This is a genomic window from Streptomyces capitiformicae, assembly GCF_002214185.1.
Lineage (GTDB): Bacteria > Actinomycetota > Actinomycetes > Streptomycetales > Streptomycetaceae > Streptomyces > Streptomyces capitiformicae.
Genome location: NZ_CP022161.1, coordinates 5,715,856 through 5,741,347, shown reverse-complemented (window position 1 = coordinate 5,741,347; position 25,492 = coordinate 5,715,856). Strand labels below are relative to the sequence as shown.

Sequence of the window (25,492 nt, the reverse complement as noted above, 5' to 3'; positions counted from 1 at the left end):
GTCAACTCACCGCCTCTGCCGAGGAACTGGTGACGTGGTGGAGCAGGTGCTCGACCGGTTCCTCGGGCGCCTGTTCCGCCGCTTCGACGGCGTGGTCGATCTCGTCGGTGATGCGCTGCTCGATCCGGGCCAGTTCCTTGTCGCCCAGCTCACCGTTCTCGCGCATGCGGTCGGTGAGCAGGCCGATCGGGTCCCGCTCCTTCCAGCGCTCGACCTCCGCCTTGTGGCGATACCGGTCCGGGTCGTACATCGAGTGGGCGCGGAAGCGGTAGGTGCGCAGCTCCAGGAAATGCGGTCCGGTGCCGGTTCGGATGCCCTCCACGGCCCGCCTGGCGGCATGTTCGACGGCTTCGACGTCCATGCCGTCCACGGCCCAGGCGACCATGCCGTACGAGGCAGCGCGCATGGCCAGATCCGTCTGTGCCTCGTGCCGCTCCAGGGCAGTGCCCATGGCGTAGAGGTTGTTCTCGCAGACCAGCAGCAGGGGCAGCTTCCACAGGGCCGCCAGATTCGCGGTCTCGTGGAACTCGCCCTCGGCGAAGGCCCCGTCGCCGAAGAAGCAGCAGGTGACGTGGTCTTGTCCGCGCATGAGGTCGGCGAGCGCGAGGCCGGCGGCCAGGGGGAGTCCGCCGGCGACGATGGCGTTGCCGCCGTAGAAGCGGCGGCTCGCGTCGAACAGGTGCATCGATCCGCCCCTGCCACCGCTGCATCCCGTCGTCCTGCCGTACATCTCCGCCATGACGGCCTCGGCCGTGATCCCGCGAGCGAGGGCGTGACCGTGTTCGCGGTACGTGGAGACGACCGCGTCCTCGGGGGTCAGTGCCTCGTTCACACCGACGGCGACGGCCTCCTCGCCGATGTAGAGGTGGACGAACCCGCGGATCTTCGCGGCGCTGTACAGCTCGACGCACCGCTCCTCGAAGCGCCGGATGCGCAGCATCGACTCCAGCAGATCCGTCCGGTGTCCGGTGGCCCCGCGCCCGGACGGAACTCCGGCACTCGCGTTCCCCTTGGTCGTCTTGGCCTTCTTGCCGGACTTCGGGGGCGCCGAGTCCTTCCGCGTGCGGGTGGGGCGGGCCACGGTCATTCGGATCCCTCCAGGGTCGACAAGTCGCCTACGGGCAGGCCGAGTTCACGTGCGCGCAGCAGACGGCGCATCACTTTCCCGCTGCGGGTCTTGGGCAGGTTCTGGTCGAACGCGAGCTCCCTGGGAGCGACCGCGGGCCCCAGCTTGCGGCGGGAGAAGGCGAGCAGTTCTCGTTCCAGATCCGGCGTCGGCTCGACACCGGGGCGCAGCGATACGAACGCCTTGACGACGTTCCCGGCGACCGGGTCCGGCCGTCCGATCACCCCGGCCTCGGCCACTGCCGGGTGCTCCATCAGCGCGCTCTCCACCTCGAACGGGCCGATCAGGTGTCCCGCCGACTTGATGACGTCGTCGGCGCGCCCCACGAACCAGTACCAGCCGTCGGCATCCCGGCGGACCAGGTCACCGGTCAGGTACCAGCCGTCGGCGAACGCGGCGTCGTAGCGCTCCTTGTCGTGCAGATAGCCGCGGAACATCGACGGCCAGCCCGGCCGCAGCGCCAACTCGCCCTCGACGTCGGGGCTCTCCACCTCCGCGACCTTGCCGTCGGTGACCAGTGCCCGGCCGTCCTCGCCCTGCTCCAGCACGGTAGCGTCGACGCCGGGCAGCGGACGTCCCATCGAGCCGGGCCGGATCTCGCTGGCCGCGAAGTTCGCGATCATGATGCAGCCGGTCTCCGTCTGCCACCAGTTGTCGTGCACCGGCAGGCCCAGTACGTCCCGGCCCCACACGACGGCCTCCGGGTTGAGGGGCTCGCCGACGGAGGCGATGAAGCGCAGGGCCGACAGGTCGTAGGAGCGCGGCAGATCGTACGGGCCCTGGCGGGGCGTGGCGCGCATGAGCATGCGCAGGGCCGTGGGGGCCGTGTACCAAACAGTGACCCGCTGCTCGCCGAGGATCCGGTACCAGCGCCGGGCATCGTAGTCGCCCTCGTCGACGACCACCGTCACGCCGTGGATGAGCGGAGCGATGATCCCGTACGACATGCCGGTGACCCAGCCGGGGTCGGCGGTGCACCAGTACACGTCCTCGGGGTGCAGGTCGAGCGCGTAGGCGGCCGTGGCGTAGTGGGCGACCACCGCCTCGTGGACATGGACCGCGCCCTTGGGAGTGCCGGTGGTGCCGCTGGTGAAGTGCAGCAGTGCCATGTCGTCGGGCGAGGTCGGCGGGATGGTGAAGGTGTCCGGGGCGGCGGACATCAGGTCGTCGAAGGGCGCCGTACCGGGCAGGTCCTCCGCGCCCGGTCCGACGATCAGGACGTGTTTCAGGCCGGGAACCGATGCCCGACGTTCGGCGACCTTGCGCCGGTAGAGGGCCGCGGTGGTGACCAGGACCTGCGCGTCGCCGAGACGCAGCCGCTGTTCCACCGGGTCGGGGCCGAAGGCGGAGAAGAGCGGGCACAGCACGCTGGTGTTCCTCAGCGCGCCCAGCACCGCGGTGTAGAGCTCAGGGCAGCGGCCCAGCAGGGTGAACACCCGGTCCCCGTGACCAACGCCCAGCGACCGAAGCACGTTCGCGAAGCGGGCCGTGAGGCGGGCCAGTTCCGCGTACGTGACGGTCGAGACGGAGTCGTCCCGGGCGACGCACCGCAGCGCGACCTTGTCCGCGTGACCGGACGCCGCGTGCCGGTCGACCGCCTCGTGGGCCATGTTGAGCCCGCCGCCGGGCAGCCCGTCCAATGCGGTGCGCGCCTGCGACCAGGCGAAGGCGGAGCGGGCCCGGTCGTAGTCGGCGAGATTCGGTGCGACGCCGTGTGTGGTGTCTTTGGAGATCGTCTCCCAGCGCATGGGCGCTCCTCCCGACGCCTGCCTCTGTCTCCAGGGTCGCCCGCCTCGGGCGTAGCCGCACTGCGGGCCGAGGCCGATCGGTCCTCAGGCAGGACCTGTGGGATTCGGTCCTCAGACACTGGAACGTGTGGCGGGTCGGCAACCGTTCGCAGAACCGCAGATTTGAAGGGCGGGGCCACCGACGGCAGCGGGTCGACCTCGGCGCAGGCCCAGGCCCCGCTGGTCCGAGCCACCGCGGGCTACTTTCCGACATCGTGGAGCCGAGGGCCGCCCGCTTCTCGCGGACCCGGATTACGCGGTGCGCGGTTTCTCTCCGCTTCCTCGCGTCTCATGGCTTGCCCTCGGCTCACTTCCATAGCAGCACAGTCCACCGGCGATCACTAGGGCCGAACGGCCCAGGCCAAGAGGCCGGCCAGCGGAGCGGGCGCAGCCGCTGGGCTGTCGCGACTGCGCTCGGGCCGGGTGCTTTTCGCGGTAGAGCCCCACCTTGAGAGCGCCCGTGTCGGTGCCGTGGGAGAAGACCTCGTAGGCGTCCTCCATCCGGTCGAGGCCGAAGGTATGGGTGACGAGGTGAGAGATGTGCAGGCGTCCGGACGTCACCAGGTCGAGCAGCCAGGGTGTGGAGGAGGTGTCCACCCGGCCGGTGCTGATCGTCATGTTCTTGTGCCACAGTGCCTCGAGGTGCAGCATGGCCGGCTTGCCATGCGTGCCGATGTTGGCGATGTGCCCGCCCGGGCGTACGACTCGCGTGCACAGGACGAAGCTGTCCGGGTCTCCGGCGGCTTCGATGGCGACGTCGGCGCCGGGTCCCTCTGACAGGTCGGCGATCAGCCGTCCGGGCAGTTCGGCGGCGTCGGCACCCAGCCGGGTGGCGGCTTCGAGCCTGGAGTGGGACAGGTCCACAGCGATGATCCTGCGTGGCGAGTAGAGCCGCGCGCGGTCATGACCGCGGCGAGCCCTACGGGACCGGCGCCCACCACGACGACGGTGTCTCCGGGGCCCACGTGTCCGTTCCGGACTCCCACTTCGTAAGCGGTAGGGAGAACCTCGGCGAGCAGGACGGCGTCTTCGAGCGCCAAGGTGCCGGGCCGCCGTCGGGTGGAGTAGTCGGCGAAAGGGACCCGTACGAACTCGGCCTGGGTTCCGTTGATCAGATTCCCAAGAATCCACCCGCCCCCGCCGTGGCACTGTCCGAACATGCTGTCCCGGCAGAACTGACAACGGCCGCAGGCCGAGATGGACGACACGATCACCTGATCGCCGACGGTGGTGGAGTGGACCTCGCGACCCACTTCCGCCACTTCGCCGACGGCCTCGTGGCTCAGGACTGTTCCTGGCTTCACCTCGGGCAGCTCACCACGCCGGATGTGCAGATCGGTGCCGCAGAGGGTGGTGGCGTCGACGCGCACGACGGCGTCGGTCGGCTCCTCGATCGCCGGATCCGCGACCGTGTCCCAGGAGATCTGTCCGGGGCCGTGGTAAACGAGGGCTCGCATGGTCACCCACTCCCAGGTTGGCGTGACCGCCTGTCTCCACCGTCGCCTCGGAGCGACGCCCGGGCAACCGGGCAGCGGCTCCGGTGCCGGGCCGTCGAGCACCGTCGACTGACGTTCATGGCCGGCTGACTGGAGATGCCACTGCCCCGATCAGGGCCAGCGAGTCGGTCAGCCCGGCCGGGTCGACGGTCCCGCACCGGAAGCCGACATGCCCGTCCGGGCGGACGGCCACCAGACCGCGACCGGGGCTGTTCATCAGCCGGAGGACAGCGACGTGGGGACCGGTCACCGTGTCCGGTGGCGGGTCGGCGTCGCGCTGCAGCAGCAGGTGCACGCCCGGACCGGCCAGCAGCCCGTGCAACCGCTGGGGAGGGCCTACGACGTTGACGGCCGCGTCCGGCAGTCGGTCTCCCGGACCAAGTACATCCAGTCCATCTACGGGGCCTTCCGCCCGGCCCGCCGAGACCTGCGTCACCAACCTCCGTGGACAGAACACCTAGTCCGGCTCCATGTAGGGGCGGCGGAAGACCGGGGCCTGGCCGGTTCCCCAAGGGCGTACAACAGCCAGCGCGTGGGAGACGGCGGACTCCAACGGTCCACTGGTGTCGACCACGACGGCCTCGGGCCACGGCTGTTCCCTGGCCGCCATGGCGGTGGCGATGCCGAGGCCGGCGTCGGACGCTCCGGGAGCGCGCGTGCTCAGGCGGGCCGCTGACACGTCGCCCGGCACGTGGCAGTGCAGGGCCACCAGATCGGCGCTGGTGCGTTCGGCCACGCGCAGAGCCGCTTCGCGCTGTGCCTCATCTAACCAGGTGGCATCCAGGACGACGGACTCGCCGGAGGACAGCAGGGCGGACGCACGGTCGAGCAGAGCGGCGTAGGTCCTGGCTGTCCACTCGGGCGTGTACAGGCCCTCGCCGTAGCCGGCCGCCGCGGACTGCTCAGCCGGGATCCCCGCCAGCTCCTTGCGGAGACGGTCGCTGCTGAGCAGCGTGACCCCCAGCCGGTCGGCCAGCGCTCCGGAGAGGGTGGACTTCCCACTGCCCGGCAGCCCGCCGACGAGCGTCAGGCCGACGGCGGAGGTACGCAGGTGGCGCAGCGTCGCCGAGACCAGCCGCCGCGACGCAGCCTCCGCGCCAGGCGCGCCCTGGCGTGCCTGGATCAAGGAGACCTTGGCGCGGACGAACGCGCGGTAGGCGACGTAGTGGTGCCACAGGGAAGGCGGTGCGGGGTCCCCGGAGTACTCGCCGTACTGGGCGAGGAAGTACGCCGCGGCCTGAGGGGCGCCGAGCTGTTCCAGGTCCATGGCGAGGAACGCGGCGTCGTCGAGGCCGTCGACGTAGCGGAGGTGGTCGTCGAACTCCAGGCAGTCCAGGACGCGGGGCCCGTCGTCGAGGCAGAAGATGTCCTCGGCGAGCAGGTCGCCGTGGCCGTCGACCACCCGTCCCTGCTCGATACGGGAGTCGAACAGCCGCTTGCGGCCGGCGAGATAGCGGCGCACGAGCCGCTCGACCTCCGTCACCTCATCGGGCACGACGCCGTCGTCGGCCAGTGCGTGGACTTGCTGGAAGCTGGCCTCCCAACGTGAGGACAGAGCGTCCCGCGTGCCTTGCTCGTCCACCTCCCGGCTCCGGGGCGCGTCCGCGTGCCACGCTGCAAGATGCCGGGCGACGGCACGCAGGACATCGTCGACGGCGACCCCTTCACATACCAGACGGGAAAGGCGACGGTTCTCAGGCATCCGGCGCATCACCACGAGCGGTTCGGGCGCCTGCGCGTCGGGGCTTCTGACCTCACCCAGACCCAGATAGACGTCGGGGGCGAAGCGGCGGTTGAGGGCGACTTCGCGTTCGCACGCCGCCCGGCGGGCCGTCACCGTCGTGTAGTCAAGGAATCCCAGATCCACCGGCTTCTTCAGCTTGTAGGTGCGGTCGCCGACGAAGAACACGATCGCGGTGTGGGTCTCGCACACCTCCGCGCGCGGCAGTGGTTCGCCGTCGCGTCGGGCACCGGACCAAAGCTCGGACGCGTCGGTTCGAGGCGCCGACCGCACCGACTTCTCATGGAGCCCGGGCTCAGTCATGGGGAACGACGGCGACGGGGCAGTGCCCGTGATGGATGGCGGCCTGCGCAACAGGACCCAGGTGGGGCACCAGACCAGGACGCTGCTTGCGTCGGCCGACGACCAGAAGTGCAGCGCCTTCGGCGGCCCGTACGACGGCCTTGGCAGGGCTTTCGAGACGGATGCCGTCGGTCACGTCCACCTGCGGGTACTTCTCGCACCAGGGGTGCAGCGCCTTGCTCAGCTGCTTCTGCGCGTCCCGCGTGATCTCTTCGGTGATGTCGCGGTCCACGCCCCAGGGCACACGTGCGTGGAGCGGCACGCTTCGGCCGTGGACGGCCAGGAGTGGAGCTCTCCTGGCAGCGGCGGTGTGGAAGGCGAAGTCGAGCAGGTCGTCGGAGGATCCGTGCAGTTTCAGGGCCACGACCACGCGGCTCGCGGGTGCTGGGGGTGCCCCCTCCGGGGTCTCGGCGCGGACCAGTACGACCGGCCGCTCGGCCCGTGCCACAACGGGCATGCTGACGTCGCCCAGGAAGTAGCTCTCGACGGGCGCCAGCCCCCGGGAACCGAGCACGATCATCTCCGACTCCGTCGCCGCGTGGAGCAGGGCGTTCTCGGCATCGTCGGCGACGAGGTTCCCGACGATGGACAGGCCCGGGTGACGTGCTTGGAGCTCCGATCGCGCGGTGTGGACCAGACGCTTCGCCCAGTAGTTCTGATCGACTTCCGAGGGGACGCGGGTCGGTTCCGGTGCCAGTAGTGGCCACGCGTGCAGCAGGCGCAGGGTGAGCTTGCGCTTCTCGGCCTCGTCGGCGGCCCAGCGGGCCGCGGCAAGGCTCTCGGGTGAGCCGTCGAGGCCCACGGTGACGACTGGTTGCATGGCGACGGCCTCCGTCTCGTACGAAGCTGGAAATGATGGGGATGACGGTGAACGAGTCCGATCGAGTGCGTGGTCCGGACGTCGCCGACATGCCGAGCAGTGCGGTCTCTCATTCGAGGAGTACCCCAACCGCCTCCATGGCGCATTTCGGGTCTGTGGACGAGGGGGACGCGAGGCGCGCAATCCGGCACGAAAGGAGACAGGGACGGTGACGATTCCCTTGGTCGTCCCTTGGCCGTCGGCATCGACGGGTCCGAGGCGAGCCTGGAGGCGGTGGACTGGGCCGCCGACGAGGCGGTCCGGCACGATGTGCCGCTCCACCACCTGCACGCCGCAGCGCGGGACGACGAGCGGGCGGACGTGATCAGTGGTGCCTCGAAGCGTGCCGGGGCAGGGGATCCCTCCGTGCGGCTGTCGAGCGAGGTGCTGTATGAGGACGCGGCCGCCGCCCTGGTCGACAAGGGGCGCAACGCCTTCACACTGGTGCTCGGTTCCAGGGGGCTCGGAGCCCTCGCCGGGATGCTTCTGGGCTCGGTCAGCCTGGCCGTGGCCGCTCGCGCCGACTGCCCGGTGGTCGTTAGTGCGTGGTGGGACGGAGCGCCGAGGCAGTCGGTTCGGGGACATCGTCGTCGGCGTCGAGGACGGGGAGGGCAGCGGTACGGCCGTGCAGTTCGCGTTCCGCGAGGCCCATGTGCGGCGCTGCCGGCTGGTGGCGGTGCATGCCTGGAGCGTCCCGGTCGGGACCCTACGCCTCCGGGCGTGTCCGGATACGCCCTCCAAGCCCTCCAGCGCCCGCCGGCGCAAGTGCTTGCTGAGGCGCTGCACGACGCTGCGGAGCGGTATCAGGAGGTGCCGGTGAGCAGCGAGGTGGTCGAAGGCCGGCGCGGCGGGCACTTCTGGCCGGTGCTGATCTGCTCGTTGTCGGCGCCCGCAGGCGGCATGGGCACGTCGGTCTGCCGAATCCGCTGCAAGACGCCGGCCGTTGCGTGAGCGACCGTTGGACGGGCTGCGAACTGGTCCGCCAGGACCTTCCCGCGACCCGGCATCCGATCCGGGCGCCTGAGCAGTCGTGCCGTGAAACAGTGGAAGAGAGGAGACAGACTCGTGTGGCGACGCCGGCGGAGGCCCGGGCGAAGGAGGACACGATGAGTCACTCTGTGCTGGCGGGTGTCGACGGGTCCGAACGCAGCTCGGCGGCGGCCGACTGGGCGGCGCGGGAGGCCGCGCTGCGTGGTGTTCCGCTGCGTCTGTTCCACGCCTCTCCACCGCTTCCGGGTACTGCCGTGCCGGGCCCGGCCGGGGACAGGCTGCGGCACGTGGGCGCGCGGATGCTCCAGCGGGTGGTCGCCGAACTCGGCGACCGCTACCCGGACCTGCAAGTCCGGGGCGAGCACGCCGATGACGCGCCGGACACGGCCCTTCTCGCCGCGGCCCGCGATGCCGGGCTCCTCGTCGTCGGCACACGGGGGACGGGCGGGTTCGAGGGTCTCGCGGTCGGCTCGGTGGCCCTGCGGATGGCGGCAGCAGCCCCTTGCCCTGTCGTGTTGGTGCCTCAGCCGTCTGGCACCTTCGTGGAAGGAACCCACCTGGCACGCGGCACGTCTCGGGTCGTGGCAGGGTTCGATGCGCATCACCCGGTCAGTGAGGTGGCGGACTTCGCGTTCTCGGCCGCCGAGGCACACGGGGCCCGCCTGCGGGTCGTCCAGGCATGGGCCTTTCCCGCCGAGTCCGTGTCTCCTCGCACCCTGGTGGTGACCGAGGAGGACCGGGCCACCTGGGAGGACCAGGAGGTCCTACAGCTCTCCGACGCCCTGCGCGCTTGGCAGGAGAAGTACCCTCGTGTGGCGGTCCACACAGATGTCGTGTTGCTCCACCCCGCGGAAGCGCTTTTGAACACGTCGCGAAGTGCGGACTTGCTCGTCGTGGGACGCCGTGTCGACCTGAGTGCGGCCGAGGGTCGACTGGGTCCGGTCACGCACGCCGTACTGCACCATGCTCGCTGCCCGGTGGCGGTCGTACCGCACGCAGGATGACGGCAGGCCGGAGGTCGGATAGAGGATTGCAGGTCTGACAGTGATCCGGTGAGCGCCGAGGTGAGCGCCGGGGCCGGTCAGCCGAAGAACACCTCGAACTCGTCGTACAGCGACGGATCGACCACCTTGTTCTGCGCCGTGGCGTCGGCGAGTGGGATGCGGACGATCCCGGTGCCCCGCAGGGCGACCATGACGCCGAAGTCACCGTCCTTGACCGCGTCGATGGCATGCAGGCCGAAACGTGTGGCCAGCCACCGGTCGAAAGCGCTCGGGGTACCGCCGCGCTGGATGTGACCCAGGACCGTGGTGCGGGCATCCTTGACGGTGCGCTCCGAGATCTCCTGGGCCAGCCATTCGCCGATGCCGGACAGTCGCACGTGGCCGAACTCGTCCAGCGACTGGTCCTTGAGTACAGTCTGCCCCTCTTTGGGGGCAGCCCCCTCGGCGACCACGACGATCGGCGCGTAATTGATCTTGAACCGGCTCTTCACCTGCTCACAGACCTGGTCGATGTCGAACGGCCGCTCCGGGATGAGAATCACGTTGGCACCGCCCGCGACGCCGGCGTGCAGGGCGATCCACCCCGAGTGCCGCCCCATCACCTCCACCACCAGGGTGCGCATGTGCGACTCCGCCGTGGTGTGGAGGCGGTCGATGGCCTCGGTGGCGATACCGACGGCAGTGTCGAAGCCAAAGGTGTAATCGGTCCCGGACACGTCGTTGTCGATCGTCTTAGGCACGCCCACAAGAGGGATTCCCTGCCGGTTCAGCTCGGTGGCCACACCGAGCGTGTCCTCACCGCCGATCACGACGAGCGCGTCCACGCCGTGCGTGGCAAGGGTGTCCTGCACGCGACGCAGGCCGTCCTCATGCTTGAAAGGGTTGGTGCGGGAGGAGCCGAGGATCGTCCCGCCGCGAGGGAGAATCCCCCGCACGCCGGGGATATCCAGCGGCATGACATCACCCTGGAGCAGACCGAGCCAGCCGTCCCGAACCCCGACGAAGTCGAAGGCGTATTCCTGGACACCTTTGCGGACGACGCTGCGGATCACGGCGTTGAGGCCGGGACAGTCACCGCCGCCGGTCAGCACTCCGACCTTCATGGGCTTCCTCCCATCCGCTGAACCCCCCGCCTGGACGCGGCTCTCGCGGCGGTCGGACCGCCGTCATATGGATTGCCTCCTCCCAGCCTCCCTCCATTCGATCCGGGGTGGCCACTCGACGGACGCCGGGTTCAGGCGGCTCTACCTTCTTGATCGGGTTGATCGAGCCATTCGTAGGGTTGGGTCGCCCAGGGGTGCTGGGTGTGGCTATCAGGCGGCTGCCGATTCGTGGCTGAGCAAGCTTCGCCGCCCAGCGCCCCACGACGACTCGGCCGCCGATTAGGAAGTGCGAACAAGTCGCTGTGCAGAGCAATGCCGGCGAGGTCGTCCGTGGCACGAACAGCACGAACACGCACGTCAGGAGCATGATGAGCCGGATATGGGCGGGGATCGACAGCGGCAAGGGCCACCATCACGGCCTCGCACTGGACGCCGATGGCAAGATGCTGCTGTCGCGACGGGTCGTCAACAACGAGCCCGAGCTGCTGAAGCTGATCGGCGACGTCCTCGACCTTGCCGACGGCCGCCAGGTCACCTGGGCCATCGACATGACCGGCGGGGAACCCGCGCTGCTCCTGGCCCTGCTGGTCAACCACGGCCAGGAGGTCTTCTACATCCCCGGCCGCCTGGTGAACCGGGCAGCCGACGGCTACCGCGGCGAGGGCAAGACCGACGCCCGCGACGCCTACGTCATCGCCGATCAGGCCAGGATGCGCCGTGACCTGCGATCCATCCGTCCCGGAGACGAAGCCGCCATCGAGCTCAAGCTGCTGACCGGACGCCGGGCCGACCTGGTCGAGGACCGCACCCGCGTCGTCAACCGCCTGCGCGGCACCCTGCTGAGCATGTTCCCTGCTCTGGAACGGGCCTTGGACGTGACCAACGCCGGCCCGCTCAGGCTGCTGACGGGCTACCAGACCCCGGCCGCGATCCGCCGCACGTGAGTCGCGCGACTCACGCAGTGGCTGGCCAACCGCAAGGTCCGAAACGCAAGAGCCCTGGCCGAAGCGGCAGTCGAGGCCGCTGAGCGACAGCACACCGCCGTCCCTGGGGAGAAGACCATCGCGAAGCTGGTCCACACCTTGGCCGAGGAGGTGATGGCCCTCAATGAGCAGATCGCCGAGACGGACAGGCTCATCGAGGACCGGTTTCGCGAGCACGAACTCGCCGACATCGTCCTGAGCGTCCCTGGCATCGGCACCGTGCTCGGTGCCGAATTCCTCGCCGCCGTCGGCGGCAGCCTCGACGACTTCGACTCCCCGGACGCCCTGGCGGCCTTCGCCGGCGTCGCCCCCGCACCTCGCGACTCCGGCAAGGTCAGCGGCAACCTCCACCGGCCGCTCACCCACCACCGAAGACTCCAGCGCGTCTTCTACACCTCCGCACTGGTCAGCGTCCGCTACGACCCGAACTCCCGGAGGTTCTACGACCGCAAACGCGCCGAGGGGAAGAAGCATGTCCAAGCGGTACTCGCCCTCGCCCGCCGACGCGTCAACGTCATGTGGGCCTTGATCCGTGACCGACGGTGCTACCAAGTCACACCACCCGTCACCGAGGCTGCTTGACAACAGCATGAGGAAGCTCACTCCTGGGGACCCTGTCCGCCGGGCTTGTCGCCCACTGTTTTGTGTGAGGAGGACCAAGGATCCTGGTCCAGGTCGGCCGGTTCCTTCGGTGAGGTCTGTGTGGTGACCTGTGCCGGGAAGTACCCCGACTCGGTTCGTTCGGACCTGCCCGTGGCGGAGAGGGCATTCTGGAAGTGGGACGCCGACCAGCGCTCCACACTCCTTCGAGTTCAGGGAACGGCCCAGCCCCAGATTCGCCCGAGGTTCCTCCTTCCTCAAGGGAGCCGTCCGTTGATCACACCAGTCCGTCTGCCGGAGCGGCATCTGTCACGCTCGGTCAAGCCGGGGCCTTCGCGTGAGCCGCCCAGGCCGCCGCCCCCTGCACCGAAGCCTTCCTGGGGGCGCTGGCTGCTGCCCGTCGCCACGCTGGCCCTGCTGCTCGTGGTGCTGATGCGAGTCCCCTCACCCCAAGAGGGGGCGTCGTTCTCGTACAGCGACTTCGTCGGCAAGGTGGGCGGCGGTCTGGTCAAGACGGTCGATATCAATGACAAGGGCGCGATCAAGGGGACCCTCAAGGACGGTACGAAATTCACCTCTCGGATACCGACCGCTCTGGACAACAGCCGGCTGGAGCAGCAGCTGCAGTCCAAGAACGTGGAGATCACCGCGTCCCAGAGCAGGGACGGCAGTCCCTGGGGGACGCTGCTGGCGCTGGTCCTGCCGTTGCTGTTGATCGTCGCCCTGTTCGTGTGGAGCGGCCGCCGGGCGGCCCGGACCCTGGGCGGGGGGCTCAGTGCCATCGGGCGGGCCCGCGCCAAGATCATCGAGACGGAGCGGCCCACCACCCGCTTCGAGGACGTGGCCGGCTACGAGGGGGTCAAGCAGGAGATCAGCGAGATCGTCGACTTCCTGCGTAACCCGGGGCGCTATGCGATCGCGGGGGCCAAGGGCCCCCGTGGGGTGATCATGGTGGGGCCGCCGGGCACCGGCAAGACGCTCATCGCCCGTGCGGTGGCAGGCGAGGCGGAGGTGCCGTTCCTGTCGGTGACCGGCTCGGCGTTCGTGGAGATGTTCGTCGGCGTCGGTGCCTCACGGGTGCGTGACCTGTTCGCCGAGGCGCGCAAACGAGCCCCCTCGATCGTCTTCATCGACGAGATCGACGCCGTCGGCAGCCGCCGCGGCGGGGGTGCCCGGCTGGGCGGCAACGATGAACGCGAGCAGACCCTCAATCAGCTCCTGGCCGAGATGGACGGTTTCGACCAGGACAGCGGCATCGTGGTGCTGGCCGCGACCAACCGGCCCGAGACCCTCGACCCGGCCCTGCTGCGCCCGGGCCGTTTCGATCGGCATGTGACGGTGCCGCTGCCCAACCAGGCCGAGCGGGCGGCGATTCTGGCCGTCCACGCCCGTGGCAAGACGCTGGCACCGGATGTCGACTGGGACACCGTCGCCCGGGCCACACCGGGCTTCTCCGGCGCGGACCTGGCCAACCTGGTCAATGAGGCCGCCATCAACGCCGTCCGGGCAGGCGGTGCCGTCATCGACGCGAAGGACCTCGGCGATGCCCGCGACCGGCTGCTGCTCGGGCGGCGGGAGTCCACCAACGCGCTACTCCCCGCGGAACGGCACTCCGTGGCCGTCCACGAATCCGGGCACGCGCTGATGGCGGCCCTGTGCGAGCACGCCGACCCGGTCGCCAAGGTCACCATCCTGCCCTCCGGGCCCGCGCTGGGCGCCACCGAGCAACTCCCCGAAGCCGAACGGCACTTGTACAGCGAGAGCTATCTGACCGACCTGCTCACCGTACGGCTCGGCGGCCGGGCGGCCGAGCTGGTCGTCTTCGGCGAGGGCTCGACCGGAGCCGCCGACGACCTGGCCGGCGCCACCCAGATCGCCGCCCGCATGGTCCGCGAGTTCGGCCTGTCCCCGGCCCTCGGCCCCGTCGGATACGGCTCCGGCGCCCCCCGCTTCCTGGGTGGCGAAAGCACCGAGGAGACGCTGCACCGGCCCTACTCCGAGCAGACCCAGCGCATCGTCGACGAGGAGGCAGCCCGCCTGGTGCGGCAGGCCGAGAAACGCGCGGTGGATCTGCTCCGTGAGCACCGCAAGGCGCTGGACACCCTCGCCGAACTGCTCACCGTCCGCGAGACCGTCGACGGGTCCGTAGTCCTCGACGTACTCCGACGACGGCAGCGGCCGGACGGCCACCACCCCGCCGCGGCAGGGAAGCCGCCGCCCTCCCCATAACGCCACAGAGACACCCGCGCGCACAAACACGAGGCGCACACAACAAGCACGATCAGGAAGGGACGCGGCCATGGAGCGGCAGCCGGGGGAGATCCACGATGAACAGGTCCTGGCGCGGACGGTGGCCGACGTGATGCGCACCGCCGCCGTCACGATCGCTGTCGACGAAACTGTGCTCGTGGCCTGGGAGTTGCTTCAGCGATCCGGCTCCCGTCACCTTCCGGTCGTGCGTCCGGACGGTCGCTGTGCGGGCCTGCTGGACAGGGCCGACGTGGCGGTCGCCTGTGCGGCACCAGCCGCTTCGCTGTCCGGCCTGCGCGTGGACGAACTCCTGCCCGGCCGCAGACCGGCGCTCGTCCACGCGGAGCAGACCGTACGCCACGCAGCCGACCTCATGACCTACACCGAGACTGACGCCCTCCCGGTACTGGACGAAGACGGATGTCTGGCCGGGGTGCTCACCGCAGCCGACATCGTCGCGGCCCTCGCCGACCATCCGGCGCAGAAGGGACCCGCCGACATCAGGCCGCAGGCCCCGCCCACCGTGCTGCCCGGGCCCCCGCCCCGGCGGGGTTACCGCGGCACGGCGGTGCCTTGACTGTCCACCGCTTGGGCGCTCACCGGAGTGACACTCGGACGCCGCTGCTTCATGATCGCTGGGTTGGCGCATGCGGGGCAGCGGTTGCCTGCTTGTACAGGTGGTGTGCCCACACCTGCAGGCCGAGGTCGGCCTCCACGTATGCGCGGGCGCCCGCCACCCCTTCAGCGGCGTGCTCCTTGAGCGCCATGGCGCGGCCGTGCCGCTCTTCCACCTGTTCACGGACGATCCCGCAGAGTATCCCGGTCAGTTCGTCCGCGGAGCCGCCGTCGAGGGCACGCTCGGTAGCCGGTATCACCGGTCCGACATCGAGCCCGGCCGGCTTGAGCCCTGTGAAGGGAGCGCCTTCTCCGGCACGGTGTACGCGGACGACCGTCTCGAAGAACCAGCGGTCGGCCACTTCCTGTGCCTCGTGGCCGAGTGTCCGCGCCTTGGCGGTGAGGCCGAACGCCTCACGGACTTCCGGCTCTCCTGCTTCGGGCACGTAGGGCAGGATCTGGTCGACATCCCTTCCTTCCAGGGCTTTGCGCGCAGCCGTGACGACGGGACCGTCGAGAGAATCACAGTGCGGGGGCATGGCCATCACCTCTTTCGCGGCTTATCTCCATCATCGGGCTGACACCGGTTGTCCGGTCTTCAGGACCCGACCGGCCTCAGCGGCTTGCCGAGTCGTCGGGCAGCGGTGTACCAGGCTTGGGTCAGCCCGCTGCGGGCCACGGCGAGGGCCCGGGCCTGTTCGCTGCCGAGGCACAGCGATGCTCCCACGTGCACATACAGTCTCGGGCGGTGCAGCGGAGCGCTGAGCAGCCTGGCCACCTGTTCGACAAGGCCGCCTGATGCCAGTGCACGGGCTCCGGCCTGGCCGAGCGGCACGACCGGGGCGTCGGTCGAGTGCGCGAGATGGAAGAGGCCCGGATGGAAGGGCCGGGGCGGGCCTTCGCGGGCGCCCTTGCGGTGCGGGAGCCCGCCCTCCGGGTAGAGCAGGACGGACCGGCCCGCGGCCAGTGCGGCTTGGGCGTCCTGCCCGGGAACCGCTCGATCGACGTCGTCCTGCGGCCGGGCGCCCTCCGTTCCCCGGTCGACGGGGGCACCCATGGGCGTCACCCGGATTGCGGCAGGTCGTGGCCAGGGTGACGCTGGGACGGTGGCTCAACATGCACCAGTGGTCGTGCATCCGCCAGGACCGGATGGTGGAAGGCGCGTGACGATTCGCGGTGAGCAGGTGGGTACGGCCTATCACCTGCTCGATGTTCTGCAGTTTCTGCGTCGTACGGGCCTGCCGGAAGCACACGAGGGAATCGATGATCCCGACCTGGTCGAGTGGCGCGGCGGCGACTCCAGAATGTGGCGCCAAGAGCCGTAGGAGGAGCTTCTCCCACCGGTCTGCCATCCCATCGGGCCGACGGAGGGGGACGAGGGCCGTGTCGGGCAGGAACCGCGGCCGGACACGTGGATCGCGGCATCGGCCGAGGGGTCGTGCTCCGTCCGGTGGGTCTGGAATTGCCGGGCCTCCGCCCCGCTGACGGTGATCTCTCCATGCCCTGCCGTCCGCTGTTCGCCCCTTGCAGAGCCGGGATCGGTCAGCCATGCGGCAGGGGAGCCTGCTGGCCGCCGTGGAGGACTTCGGGGATCTTCCTGGCAGCGTCGACCACGGCCGCCAGGTCCGACAGTTGCTGGGTGAGCTGCCAGAACAGGTCGTCGAAGGAGATCATGCCGACCAGGCGGCCCTCGGACACCACCGGAAGATGACGCACCTGAACCGACCGCATGACGAGAAGGGCGACCGCGACGGCTGTCTCGGCGTCCACGGTCGCCGGGGCGTGGGACATGACCGTCTCCACCTTGGCCTGTGGTGACAGTCCGTGGGCCATCGCCCGTACAACCAGATCGCGGTCGGTGACGATGCCGACCACCCGGTCGTCGTCGACCACGGGCAGGGCCCCGACGCCGGCACGGGCCATATGCTGTGCCGCCTCCTCGAGGGAAGTCGTACGGGGCACACTGGCCGGCGGCGTGTTCATCACGTACTGGATCTGCACGGTAGGAGTCCCTGCCTTCTGCGGCCGTCGAACGGACCGGCCTTCGTGGGGCACGGGATCTCCGGGCCCTGTGACGCCCTGAACAGCTATCCATTCTCGTGTCGGCCGCGCCACCATGCACCTGGGACAACTCGGCCGGGCCGACGCGCGAGCCGTTCCCCGCAGGACGACGATGGAGGCACAAGTCGTTCCTGGCACCTCATGAGGGGAGAGCGGGGGTGTGATGAAACCGGAGAGTTCCGCGCTGAGCGCCGGGCATCGCAGTGTTCCGCACACCGCGGACCTACGGGTGCAGGCATGGGCCCCAACGCGCGAGGAATGCCTGACGCAGGCAGTGCGGGCTGTCTGCGAGTCGTTTGTGGACCTGACGGCAGCAACCGATGCCCGCCGACGGGACGTCGTGATACGGGCGGACAGGGACGAGGATGTGCTCGTCACCCTGCTGGAAGAGGTCGTGTACTGGCTCGACACCGAGGGCGAGGTACCCGTCGGTGTGGAACTGACCCCGGTCACCGGCGGCTTGCGGTGCGGCCTGCGGATGGCTGATGCCGGGTCGCTTCCGGTGACGGGGGCCGCGCCGAAGGCGGTCACGCTGCACGAACTCGTCTTCACCCGAGGTCCGGAGGGCTGGAGGTGCTCGGTGACGCTCGACGTGTGAGCCCACATCAGCTGCCAGGGCGCTTCATGCCTCAATCCGCCCGCTCCTTGCGCAGGAACCGGCGCAGTTGCCGCATCGGCCATGTGTTGATCACATCGTCCGGGGCGAGCCATCCGCGTTGTGCCGTGCCGATTCCGTAGCGCAGGCAGGCGAGCTGGGGGAACGAGTGGGCGTCGGTGTCGATGGCGAACTTCGCCCCGTGACTCCTGGCCCGGAGGATGTCCTCGTCGCCCAGATCGAGGCGGTCGGGCTGGGCGTTGACCTCCAGGGCCGTGCCGGTGCGGGCGCAGGCGGCGAACACCTCGTCGAGGTCGGCGTCGATGCCCGGCCGTTTGCCGAGGAGCCGGGCGGTGGGATGGCCGATGATGTTGACGTGGGGGTTCTGGCAGGCGCGCACGAGCCGCCGGGTCATCGCCTTGCGGCCGACGTTGAAGTGGGAGTGCACCACAGCCACGCAGATGTCGAATCCGTGGAGGAACTCGTCGGGTTAGTCGACCTCCCCTTCGGGGCCGTTGTCGAGCTCGGTTCCGTGCAGCAGCCGCATTCCGTGGTACTTGCCGTCCAGTGACCGTACCTGCCTGCGCTGGGCGAGGATCTTCTCGTCGGTCATGCGCTGCATGTACAGGTTCGGCGCGTGGTCGGTGACCGCGTAGTAGGCGTAGCCCCGCTCGGCGGCCGCAGCCACCATCTCCTCCAGCGGGGTGAGGCCGTCGGTGAGGTCGGTGTGGGTGTGCAGGTCACCGCGGATGCCCCGCTCGGTCACCACCTCGGGAAGCCCGCCGCGCAGGCCGGCTTCGATCTCGCCCCGGTCCTCGCGCAGGGTGGGCGGGATCCAGGGCAGGCCGAGCCGGGCGTACACCTCGTCCTCGGAACGGGAGGCGACCCGGTTTCCGCCGTCGGTTTCGAACAGGCCGTACTCGGAGAGCTTCAGCCCCAGGTGGACGGCGATGGTGCGGGTGCGGATGTTGTGCGCCTTGGAGCCGGTGAAGTACTGCATCCCGGCGCCCCACGCGTCCGGTCGAACCACGCGCAGCTCGACCTGGACGCCCTTGACGGTACGGATCGAGGTCTTCTTCTACCCGTGTGCGATGACCTCGGCAGTGGAGGGCAGTTGACCGTGCCCGAGGGCGCGGCCGGGGTGGTGCTGTTCGCGCACGGGCGGCATGGCCCTGCCTGCCGCGCGCCCGGGCGCTCTTGGCGTCCGGCGCCAGGCTCCGTGTTCCGGCCCCCGGTGAGCACCGCGCGCATGGTGAGGACGGCCGCCCGGGCAGCAGCATGGGCTGCCGCTTCCCCGGCAGTGCCAGCCGATGCTCGGTGTGCCGCTCGAACCGGGGCCGCGTCGGGCGATGTGCGGGTCACTTCTCCGCGCACCCAGCCGAGACGTCCTGCGGGTGACCGGCGAGGGGCTGCCCCGCTGCATGCGTGCTACTGGTTGGTGGGCGGGACGGTGATGAGCGGACAGCGGGCGTGGTGCAGCACGCCCTGGCTGACGGAGCCCAGCAGCATGCCGGTGAAGCCGCCGTGCCCACGTGTGCCCACGATCAGACCGAGGGCGTGTTCGGACGCCGTGGCCAGCACCTGTACCGGGTGGCCCGTTACGACCTCGTGGTGCAACTCCACTTCCGGATGGGCGGCGGTACGCCCGGCGACGGTCTCCGACAGCAGCCGGCGGCATTCCTGGACGGCCGTGTCCTCGTCCAGGACTCCGAGCCGCGGTGGGTGCCAGACGTACAGGGCCCGCAGGGCGGCGCCGCGCAGCCCGGCCTCCTCGAAGGCGAAGTCGACGGCGGCTGCGGAATGAGGGCTGCCGTCGACTCCGACCACGAAGTACGGGGGCTCCTGTGTGATGTGTTCGGATTCGGGGATGGTCACCACGGGGCAGGGTGTGTGAGCGATCAGCGGCAAGGCGACGGCGGCGGAGGTGAAGAGCTCCTGGAGAGGACTCAGATGCCAGGAACCTGTCACGACCATGGTGGCGTTCTGTGCCTGCTCACGCAGCACCCACGCTGGGTGCCCCTCGGCCAGCAGCCCGGACACCGGTATCTGCGGACCCCGGGACTCGACGAAGGCCACCGCCTCCTTCAGCACGCTGTCGCCCGTGGCGTGCAGTGCCTCGTTCCACTCCTCCCAGGACGGCCGGCCGCCGGTCGGCCGGTATCCGGGGGTCGGCACGTTCTGTGCGAGGACCAAAAGTAGGGGCAGGCGGCGCAGGTCCGCCTCGTCGGCGGCCCAGGCGAGCGCCGCGCGTCTGCCGGGATCAGGGTCGAGGCCGACCACGATCGGGCTTCGTCCTTGTGCATGGACCATTGCTGACTCCCCATGGATTCTTCGACCGGCGCATCGGGCCCGGTCGGTCACCGGCGGCCGAATCGGCTTCTTCCGCGCCGGGGAGCGCCTACAGGCCCTGGGAGATCAGGAGTTCGTGGGCGAGTCGTGCACCGCGGGCCGCTTCCTCGGGGGGAACGTCCTCCGACGGGATGTTCTCCAGGCCACGGGCGAGTACCCGGACGGCCTCAGCCAGGGTCGCGACCTGTGCCTCCAGTCGGCTCATCCGGGCCTCCGGTCCGGGTGTGGCATTGGATTCATCGGGATGGGGCTGCACCATGTCGTGCCTCCTTTCGAGGCGGTGACGGGACCGTGGGCCGACGCGGTCCAACATGCGATCAATCCGCCCTGTGCAGGGTGGGCCCCTTGTGGCCACACGGTTCCGCTGCCCTGGCGGCGACGGTGCGCGGACCCAGAACCCGGGCAGCGCCTTCGGGAGACTGATCAGCCATGGGGGAGCACTGCCGCTTGGTCGCCCCCGGCAGCCGTGTCCTGCCGTCACCGCTTATAGCGTGCGCCTGAGCGGCTTCAGGCTTGGGTGACCTCGATGTGCTTGGGCTTGGCCGCCTGGGCCTTGGGCACGGTGACGGTCAGCACCCCGTCGGCCAGCGTCGCTGTGATCTCGTCCGCCTTGACGCCGGCCGGCAGCAGGGCCCGGTACTCGAAGCGTCCGGTGCGCCGGGTGCTGCGGCGCATGACACCCTCACGCTCGCGTTCTTTGTACTCTCCTGTGATGCACAGTTCCCGCTCGCTGATCTCGACGTCGATGTCCTCGCGCTTGATCCCGGGCAGCTCCGCCTCGACCACGTAGGCATCGTCGTTCTCGTGCAGATCGGCCAGGGGCGAGAAGGCCCTGACGGCGGGGGCCGTACTCGCGGCCTCCAGGAAACGGTTCATCCGCTCGAAGAGGTCGTCGAACTCGGCGGCGATCGGCTCGCCCCAACCCAGCGCGTGGAAGGGCCGTTCCAGGAGCTGGCCAGGCCGACGGTGTACGGGCAGAGTCATCGCGGTTCACCTCCGCGAAACGACGGCAATCGGGTCACTTTCCATGCTGCGCGCCCGCACCTCACCCCGCGAATCGACCATCGAGCCGCTGTGGCAGCAGCCCTCTGTCACCACTCCCACTCGCAGCACTGGGGGGCAGCCACTCTCTTGCGAGGGTAGGTGCGGTTCGTCCCCGCAGTCCGTTCCCGCCCTATGGGCTCCATGCCAGGGCGGACGGATCCGCTCAGCAGCAAGGCATGCTGCACGGCATCACCGGCGTCACGTGCAAGGGAAATCATCGGGGTCCGTGGGCGAGGTGCGCCGCCGGGAGAGCCACCCGAGCATGGTCGTGTGCCTGTCCGTAAGGCCGGGCGATCACGTGAGGCCCTCTGCACGGTGGCCCGTGACCCGTACCGCATACGGCGAGGTCACCCTCTGGTACGTGGAGGGAGAGCCGTGGGCCGCCATGTGCGTGTCGTCGTCAAACTCAGCGGTGAGGCGTTCGCCGGAACGGCCGCAGTGGGGTCCGGGCGCAGCCCGGCACGGGCCTGGTCGACGTACGCGATCCACACACCATGACGGCTGTTTGCATGGCGGCGGCCTCCGTGACGTACGAAGCTGGATGGGGGTGGACCACGCTGAACGAGTCCCACGGTGTGGATGGTCCGGACGTCGCCGACATGCCGGGCGTGGAGGGGGAGTACCCCAATCCCCTCCGCGGCGCATGTGGACCGGAGGGAGCCGGAGACGCGGAATCCGGCCGAGAGGAGATCGGGCGGTGACGATTCCCCTGGTGGTCGGCATCGACGGGTCCGAGGCGAGCCTGGAGGCGGTCGACTGGGCCGCCGACGAAGCCGCCCGGCACGGCGTGCCGCTCCACCTCCTGCACGCGGCGGCGCGGAACCACGAGGCGTACGACGTGATCGACTCCGCCTCGGAACGTGTCAGGGCATGTGCTCCCACGGTACGGCTGTCGAGCGAGGTGCTGCACGAGGACGCGACCGCCGCCCTGGTCGACATAGGGCGTAACGCCTTTGCGCTGGTGCTGGGATCCAGAGGGTTCGGAGACCTCGCCGGAATGCTCCTGGGGTCGGTCAGCCTCGCCGTGGCGGCGCGAGCGGACTGCCCGGTCGTCGTGGTGCGCGGCGCGGCAGAGCACCGGGATGGCCGGTTCGGGAGCGTCGTCGTCGGTGTCGAGGAGGGAGAGGGCAGCGGCACGGCCGTGCAGTTCGCGTTCCGCGAGGCCCATGTACGGCACTGCCGGCTGGTGGCGGTGCACGCCTGGAGCGCACCGCTCGGTGCTTTCACCACACCTCAAGCCCCGTCTTGGTACGCCCTGGAGGCCCACCGCCGTCCGCCGGCCCAGGTGCTGGACGACGCCCTGCGCGGCGCGTCGGAGCGGTACCGCGACGCCCCGGTGAGCCGGTTGGTGATCGAGGGCCCGGCACGCCAGGCCCTGTTGGAGGCGGCCTCCGAGGCGGACCTGCTGGTCGTCGGCGCCCGCAGACGACAGGGGCACCTGGGCCTGCAACTGGGATTGATCAACCATGCGGTACTGCATCACGCGCCCTGCCCGATCGCGGTCGTTCCCCGGATATGACCGGACGGGCGGCGACGGACGTCGACGGTCGGTCACTACGGGGGTCGGAAGTCGTCCCCGCAGGGACGTTCGGCCCCACGACCGGAGCCGGGTCCCGTCCGATGATGGGACAAAGTGGTGGGGGCAACGGACCAGCGACTTGCTGGAGGCCGAGTCATGAGTGCACAGAATCCGCCGCACGCGTCCGGTCCGCCCCCGCCGCGCCAGGACCATGCGTCAAAGGGGACGAACCCTCTGCGACGTACGTCCGACAAGTTCGAGTCCTGGTTCCGCGGCTTGTTGATGCTGGTCCTCGTCCTTGGCCTGCCGGTGGCCGCGCTCAGCGCGGGAACGACGGCGTACGAGTCGTCGATGCGCACCGTGCAAGCCCAGTCGGCGCAGCGGCAGGACGTCACTGCCCGACTCACGTCGGACGTCAAGGGCGTCACCACAGATGGGAAGCAACAGGCGCAGGTCCGCTGGACCGACGACAACGGCACGGTGCGGACGGGGACGACCCTCGTGAAGTCGGGAACGCCGAAGGGCGCCACCGTGCGGGTGTGGGTGGACCGGGACGGCGGCCTCACCAGTCCGCCGATGAGCGAGCTCAACGCGACGACCACCGGCTGGTTCGTGGGCGGTATGGCCGCGGTCGGTGTGGGCGCCGGGTTCTTCGCGGCGCGGGCAGGCATGCGCCATGTGCTGGACCGGAGAAGGTACGCACAGTGGGACGCCGAGTGGGACTTGGTCGAGCCCCTGTGGTCCGGGCGCTTCCGCCGGTGACGGGGGGAAACCCGGACGGGAGCCGAGGAGGCGACGCCGATGTCCGATGCGACGACCACCGATCTGTACGAAGTCACGATGGCCATGTCCTACCTCCAGGAGGGCATGAACGGCCCCGCGACGTTCAGCCTCTTCGTTCGCGACCTGCCTCCCGAGCGCGGCTTCCTGGTCGCTGCGGGGCTGGAGTCGGTCCTGGACTATCTGTCCGGCCTTCATGTCGGTCCCGAGGACGTCGACGCCTTCGCGTCCGCGGTGCATCGGCCGCGGCGGGATCTTCAGCCCCTGCTCGGCCTGGAGTTCACCGGCGACGTGCGGGCGGTGCCGGAGGGACGGATCATGCTGGCGGGAGAACCGCTGCTGGAGGTGACCGCGCCTCTCCCGCAGGCGCAGCTGGCCGAAACGTACGTGCTCAACCAGCTCAGCCACCAGACCGCCATCGCCTCGAAGGCTGCACGGTGCGTCCTCGCGGCGGCAGGGCATACGGTCGTGGACTTCTCCCTACGGCGGACCCACGGTCCGCAGGCCGGATTCCAGGCCGCCCGCCTCGGCGCGATGGTCGGCTTCGCCGGAACCAGCAACGTGGCCGCGGCCACCGCCCTGGGCATCCCTGCCGTCGGCACGATGGCTCACTCCTTCGTGGAGGCGTTCGCAACGGAGGAAGATGCTTTCCGCGCTTTCGCGCGGTCGCACCCGGGGCCGGTGACCTTGCTGGTGGACACCTACGACACCGAGGAGGGCGTCCGCGTCGCCGCGCGCGTCCTGCGGGACCTGGATCGCGGGCCCGGCTCCGCCGTACGGCTGGACAGCGGCGACCTCGGGGCGCTGGCGGTACGGGCACGGTCCGTCCTCGACGAAGCGGGCCTGCCGGAGGTGCGGATCGTCGCCAGCGGCGGTCTCGACGAGTACGCGCTGGACGACCTGATCCGCTCGGGAGCGCCGATCGACACCTACGCCGTCGGCACCCGCGTCGGGGTCTCGGCCGACGCACCGTATCTGGACTCGGCGTACAAGATGGTGGAGTACGACGGTCGACCGGTGATGAAGCTGTCGTCGGCGAAAGTGACGGCACCCGGTCCCAAGCAGGTGTTCCGCTGCCCCGGATACGCCGACGTGATCGGTCTGGCCGAAGAGCACCCCCCCGAAGGTGGCAGGCCGTTGTTGGAGACGGTGATGCGGGGCGGGCAACGCACCGGCACCAGGCCCACGCTCAACGAGTGCCGGGAGAGATTCACGGCGGACCTCGGTCGGCTGCCGTCGCCGGCCCGACGGATCCGAGCGCCGGTCGCGCCTCGGGCGACGGCCTCCGAGCGGCTCAGCGCCCTCGCCGCCCGCGTCCGGCGCCACATCGAGGAGCAGACGGCAGCGGCGTCCGCACGGTCCTCGGTCCCAGAACGAACCGTGTCCGGACCGCATGGATCCGTATCGAGGTGAGGAGAAAACAATGCCGCACACGGCGGAGTGGAAGGTTCGGCTCCACCTCTTCGAAGACGACGACGGAACCACCAAGGCACACGTGGTGCTGGACACCGGCACCACGGCGCTCACCGGGAACGGAACCGCGCACTGCCACCCGGCGGACACCAACGTGCCCGAGATCGGCGACGAACTGGCGGCAGGCCGGGCCATGAACGACCTCGCGCAACAGCTGCTGAACATCGCCGAGCGCGACATCGAGGGCGTGGGCGCGCCCCGGCCGAGCGCCCGTCAGGTCGCCGGATGGCCCATATGACCGACGGCGGCACACCGAGTCAAGGAGGATCACTCATGACACATCACGCACATCACAGCAGAGGTGGGCTCTCGGCGGCCCTGCATGAGCTGGACGATCTCCGTACCCGGATGGACCAGCTCATGCACGCTGTCTTTCCCATCGGCGGTTACCCCGAGTTCTCCACGGCCGAGCCGTGGGCGCCGCTGGCCGATGTCGTGGACGCCGAGGACGCTTACCTGGTGGAACTGGAGCTTCCCGGCGTGGACAAGGACCAGATCACCGTGGAGGTCGGTGAGGGTGAGCTCGACATCCGCGGTGAGATCAAGGAGAAGGAACAAACCGGGGTGGTCCGCAGGCACACCCGCCGCATGGGGAAGTTCGACTTCCGCACGACTCTGCCGCCGAACTCCGACACGGAGCACATCAGCGCGGACCTGGCGAGCGGAGTCCTCACGGTGCGTGTCCCGAAAACCGAGACGGGGAAGGCGCACCGCATCGAGATCACGGGCTGAGCCGGGGTGGGGCCGTCCACCGGGGCCAACTACCGGGTTCGGC

General features: G+C 69.8%; 22 protein-coding genes and 4 pseudogenes. 12 read left to right on the top strand and 14 right to left on the bottom strand.

Translation table 11 applies throughout. From position 1 onward, the window contains the following. Position 1: 1 nt before the first annotated feature. The 6 genes and pseudogenes from pdhA to CES90_RS25600 all read right to left on the bottom strand — a co-directional run bounded on the left by pdhA (position 2) and on the right by CES90_RS25600 (position 7,312). Entirely contained in the window at positions 2–1,087 is a 1,086-nt protein-coding gene (gene pdhA / locus CES90_RS25625; protein WP_189786527.1) for a pyruvate dehydrogenase (acetyl-transferring) E1 component subunit alpha, read from the bottom strand. Next, on the bottom strand, positions 1,084–2,874 hold the full coding sequence (gene acsA / locus CES90_RS25620) for an acetate--CoA ligase (RefSeq protein ID WP_189786526.1): 1,791 nt from the start codon (positions 2,872–2,874) through the stop codon (positions 1,084–1,086). Before acsA ends, pdhA begins: the two co-directional genes overlap by 4 nt. Before the next feature lie 468 nt (positions 2,875–3,342). After that, positions 3,343–4,370 (bottom strand): annotated as a pseudogene (locus CES90_RS25615) (alcohol dehydrogenase catalytic domain-containing protein); the annotation flags it as partial. A 115-nt stretch (positions 4,371–4,485) separates the two neighbouring features. Then, the gene (locus tag CES90_RS25610; RefSeq protein WP_229914237.1) at positions 4,486–4,845 is read right to left on the bottom strand and encodes a hypothetical protein; all 360 of its coding nucleotides are present in this window, start codon (positions 4,843–4,845) and stop codon (positions 4,486–4,488) included. Positions 4,846–4,866: 21 nt separating this feature from the next. After that, on the bottom strand, positions 4,867–6,342 hold the full coding sequence (locus CES90_RS25605; RefSeq protein WP_189786564.1) for a bifunctional aminoglycoside phosphotransferase/ATP-binding protein: 1,476 nt from the start codon (positions 6,340–6,342) through the stop codon (positions 4,867–4,869). A gap of 103 nt (positions 6,343–6,445) precedes the next feature. Continuing rightward, positions 6,446–7,312 (bottom strand): universal stress protein, encoded by an 867-nt coding sequence (locus tag CES90_RS25600; protein ID WP_189786525.1) that lies wholly within the window; start codon positions 7,310–7,312, stop codon positions 6,446–6,448. Positions 7,313–7,543: 231 nt separating this feature from the next. Between CES90_RS25600 and CES90_RS25595 the strand changes: the two are divergent. Beyond that, positions 7,544–8,268 (top strand): annotated as a pseudogene (locus CES90_RS25595) (universal stress protein); the annotation flags it as partial. 189 nt (positions 8,269–8,457) lie between these two features. Continuing rightward, positions 8,458–9,345, top strand: a complete 888-nt coding sequence (locus CES90_RS25590; RefSeq protein ID WP_189786563.1) for a universal stress protein — start codon at positions 8,458–8,460, stop codon at positions 9,343–9,345. Positions 9,346–9,422: 77 nt separating this feature from the next. On the opposite strand, the gene CES90_RS25585 is transcribed toward CES90_RS25590, so the two are convergent. After that, positions 9,423–10,448 carry a 6-phosphofructokinase gene (locus CES90_RS25585; protein WP_189786524.1) on the bottom strand — a complete coding sequence of 342 codons (1,026 nt, stop codon included), beginning with the start codon at positions 10,446–10,448 and terminating at the stop codon, positions 9,423–9,425. A 368-nt stretch (positions 10,449–10,816) separates the two neighbouring features. Between CES90_RS25585 and CES90_RS25580 the strand changes: the two are divergent. From CES90_RS25580 to CES90_RS25570, 3 genes and pseudogenes are all read left to right on the top strand, one after another. Continuing rightward, positions 10,817–12,013, top strand: a pseudogene (locus CES90_RS25580) (IS110 family RNA-guided transposase). Between the two features lie 291 nt (positions 12,014–12,304). After that, positions 12,305–14,260, top strand: coding sequence for an ATP-dependent zinc metalloprotease FtsH (ftsH, locus tag CES90_RS25575; protein WP_189786523.1), 1,956 nt, complete (start codon positions 12,305–12,307; stop codon positions 14,258–14,260). Positions 14,261–14,330: 70 nt separating this feature from the next. Beyond that, on the top strand, positions 14,331–14,858 hold the full coding sequence (locus tag CES90_RS25570; protein ID WP_189786522.1) for a CBS domain-containing protein: 528 nt from the start codon (positions 14,331–14,333) through the stop codon (positions 14,856–14,858). Between the two features lie 49 nt (positions 14,859–14,907). On the opposite strand, the gene CES90_RS25565 is transcribed toward CES90_RS25570, so the two are convergent. Then, positions 14,908–15,435, bottom strand: a complete 528-nt coding sequence (locus CES90_RS25565; protein WP_189786521.1) for a DUF6448 family protein — start codon at positions 15,433–15,435, stop codon at positions 14,908–14,910. Positions 15,436–15,494: 59 nt separating this feature from the next. Further along, on the bottom strand, positions 15,495–15,953 hold the full coding sequence (locus CES90_RS25560; RefSeq protein WP_189786520.1) for a 1-acyl-sn-glycerol-3-phosphate acyltransferase: 459 nt from the start codon (positions 15,951–15,953) through the stop codon (positions 15,495–15,497). A gap of 106 nt (positions 15,954–16,059) precedes the next feature. Between CES90_RS25560 and CES90_RS25555 the strand changes: the two genes are divergently transcribed. Next, positions 16,060–16,221, top strand: coding sequence for a hypothetical protein (locus tag CES90_RS25555; protein WP_308437911.1), 162 nt, complete (start codon positions 16,060–16,062; stop codon positions 16,219–16,221). Between the two features lie 217 nt (positions 16,222–16,438). On the opposite strand, the gene CES90_RS25550 is transcribed toward CES90_RS25555, so the two are convergent. Continuing rightward, positions 16,439–16,897 (bottom strand): CBS domain-containing protein, encoded by a 459-nt coding sequence (locus CES90_RS25550; protein ID WP_189786518.1) that lies wholly within the window; start codon positions 16,895–16,897, stop codon positions 16,439–16,441. A gap of 223 nt (positions 16,898–17,120) precedes the next feature. Here CES90_RS25550 and CES90_RS25545 point away from each other — a divergent pair, with 223 nt between their 5' ends. Beyond that, entirely contained in the window at positions 17,121–17,555 is a 435-nt protein-coding gene (locus CES90_RS25545) for an archease (RefSeq protein WP_189786517.1), read from the top strand. 31 nt (positions 17,556–17,586) lie between these two features. Here the strand turns inward: CES90_RS25545 and CES90_RS25540 are convergent. From CES90_RS25540 to CES90_RS25525, 4 genes and pseudogenes are all read right to left on the bottom strand, one after another. Further along, positions 17,587–18,669, bottom strand: a pseudogene (locus tag CES90_RS25540) (PHP domain-containing protein); the annotation flags it as partial. A 311-nt stretch (positions 18,670–18,980) separates the two neighbouring features. Continuing rightward, on the bottom strand, positions 18,981–19,862 hold the full coding sequence (locus CES90_RS25535; protein ID WP_189786516.1) for a universal stress protein: 882 nt from the start codon (positions 19,860–19,862) through the stop codon (positions 18,981–18,983). Positions 19,863–19,950: 88 nt separating this feature from the next. Beyond that, complete coding sequence (locus CES90_RS25530) at positions 19,951–20,160, bottom strand: hypothetical protein (protein WP_189786515.1); 210 nt, start codon at positions 20,158–20,160, stop codon at positions 19,951–19,953. 248 nt (positions 20,161–20,408) lie between these two features. Beyond that, on the bottom strand, positions 20,409–20,885 hold the full coding sequence (locus CES90_RS25525; RefSeq protein WP_189786514.1) for an Hsp20/alpha crystallin family protein: 477 nt from the start codon (positions 20,883–20,885) through the stop codon (positions 20,409–20,411). 757 nt (positions 20,886–21,642) lie between these two features. Between CES90_RS25525 and CES90_RS25520 the strand changes: the two genes are divergently transcribed. The 5 genes from CES90_RS25520 (at position 21,643) to CES90_RS25500 (ending at position 25,449) form a co-directional block, all read left to right on the top strand. Beyond that, the gene (locus tag CES90_RS25520; protein ID WP_189786513.1) at positions 21,643–22,464 is read left to right on the top strand and encodes a universal stress protein; all 822 of its coding nucleotides are present in this window, start codon (positions 21,643–21,645) and stop codon (positions 22,462–22,464) included. A 156-nt stretch (positions 22,465–22,620) separates the two neighbouring features. After that, entirely contained in the window at positions 22,621–23,226 is a 606-nt protein-coding gene (locus tag CES90_RS25515) for an Rv1733c family protein (RefSeq protein WP_189786512.1), read from the top strand. A gap of 39 nt (positions 23,227–23,265) precedes the next feature. Beyond that, on the top strand, positions 23,266–24,657 hold the full coding sequence (locus CES90_RS25510) for a nicotinate phosphoribosyltransferase (protein WP_189786511.1): 1,392 nt from the start codon (positions 23,266–23,268) through the stop codon (positions 24,655–24,657). A gap of 10 nt (positions 24,658–24,667) precedes the next feature. Next, positions 24,668–24,955: a DUF1876 domain-containing protein gene (locus tag CES90_RS25505; RefSeq protein WP_189786510.1), complete on the top strand. Its 288-nt coding sequence runs from the start codon at positions 24,668–24,670 to the stop codon at positions 24,953–24,955. A gap of 35 nt (positions 24,956–24,990) precedes the next feature. Next, a complete protein-coding gene (locus CES90_RS25500; protein WP_189786509.1) occupies positions 24,991–25,449 on the top strand; it encodes an Hsp20/alpha crystallin family protein in 459 nt (152 codons plus the stop codon). Positions 25,450–25,492 lie beyond the last annotated feature (43 nt).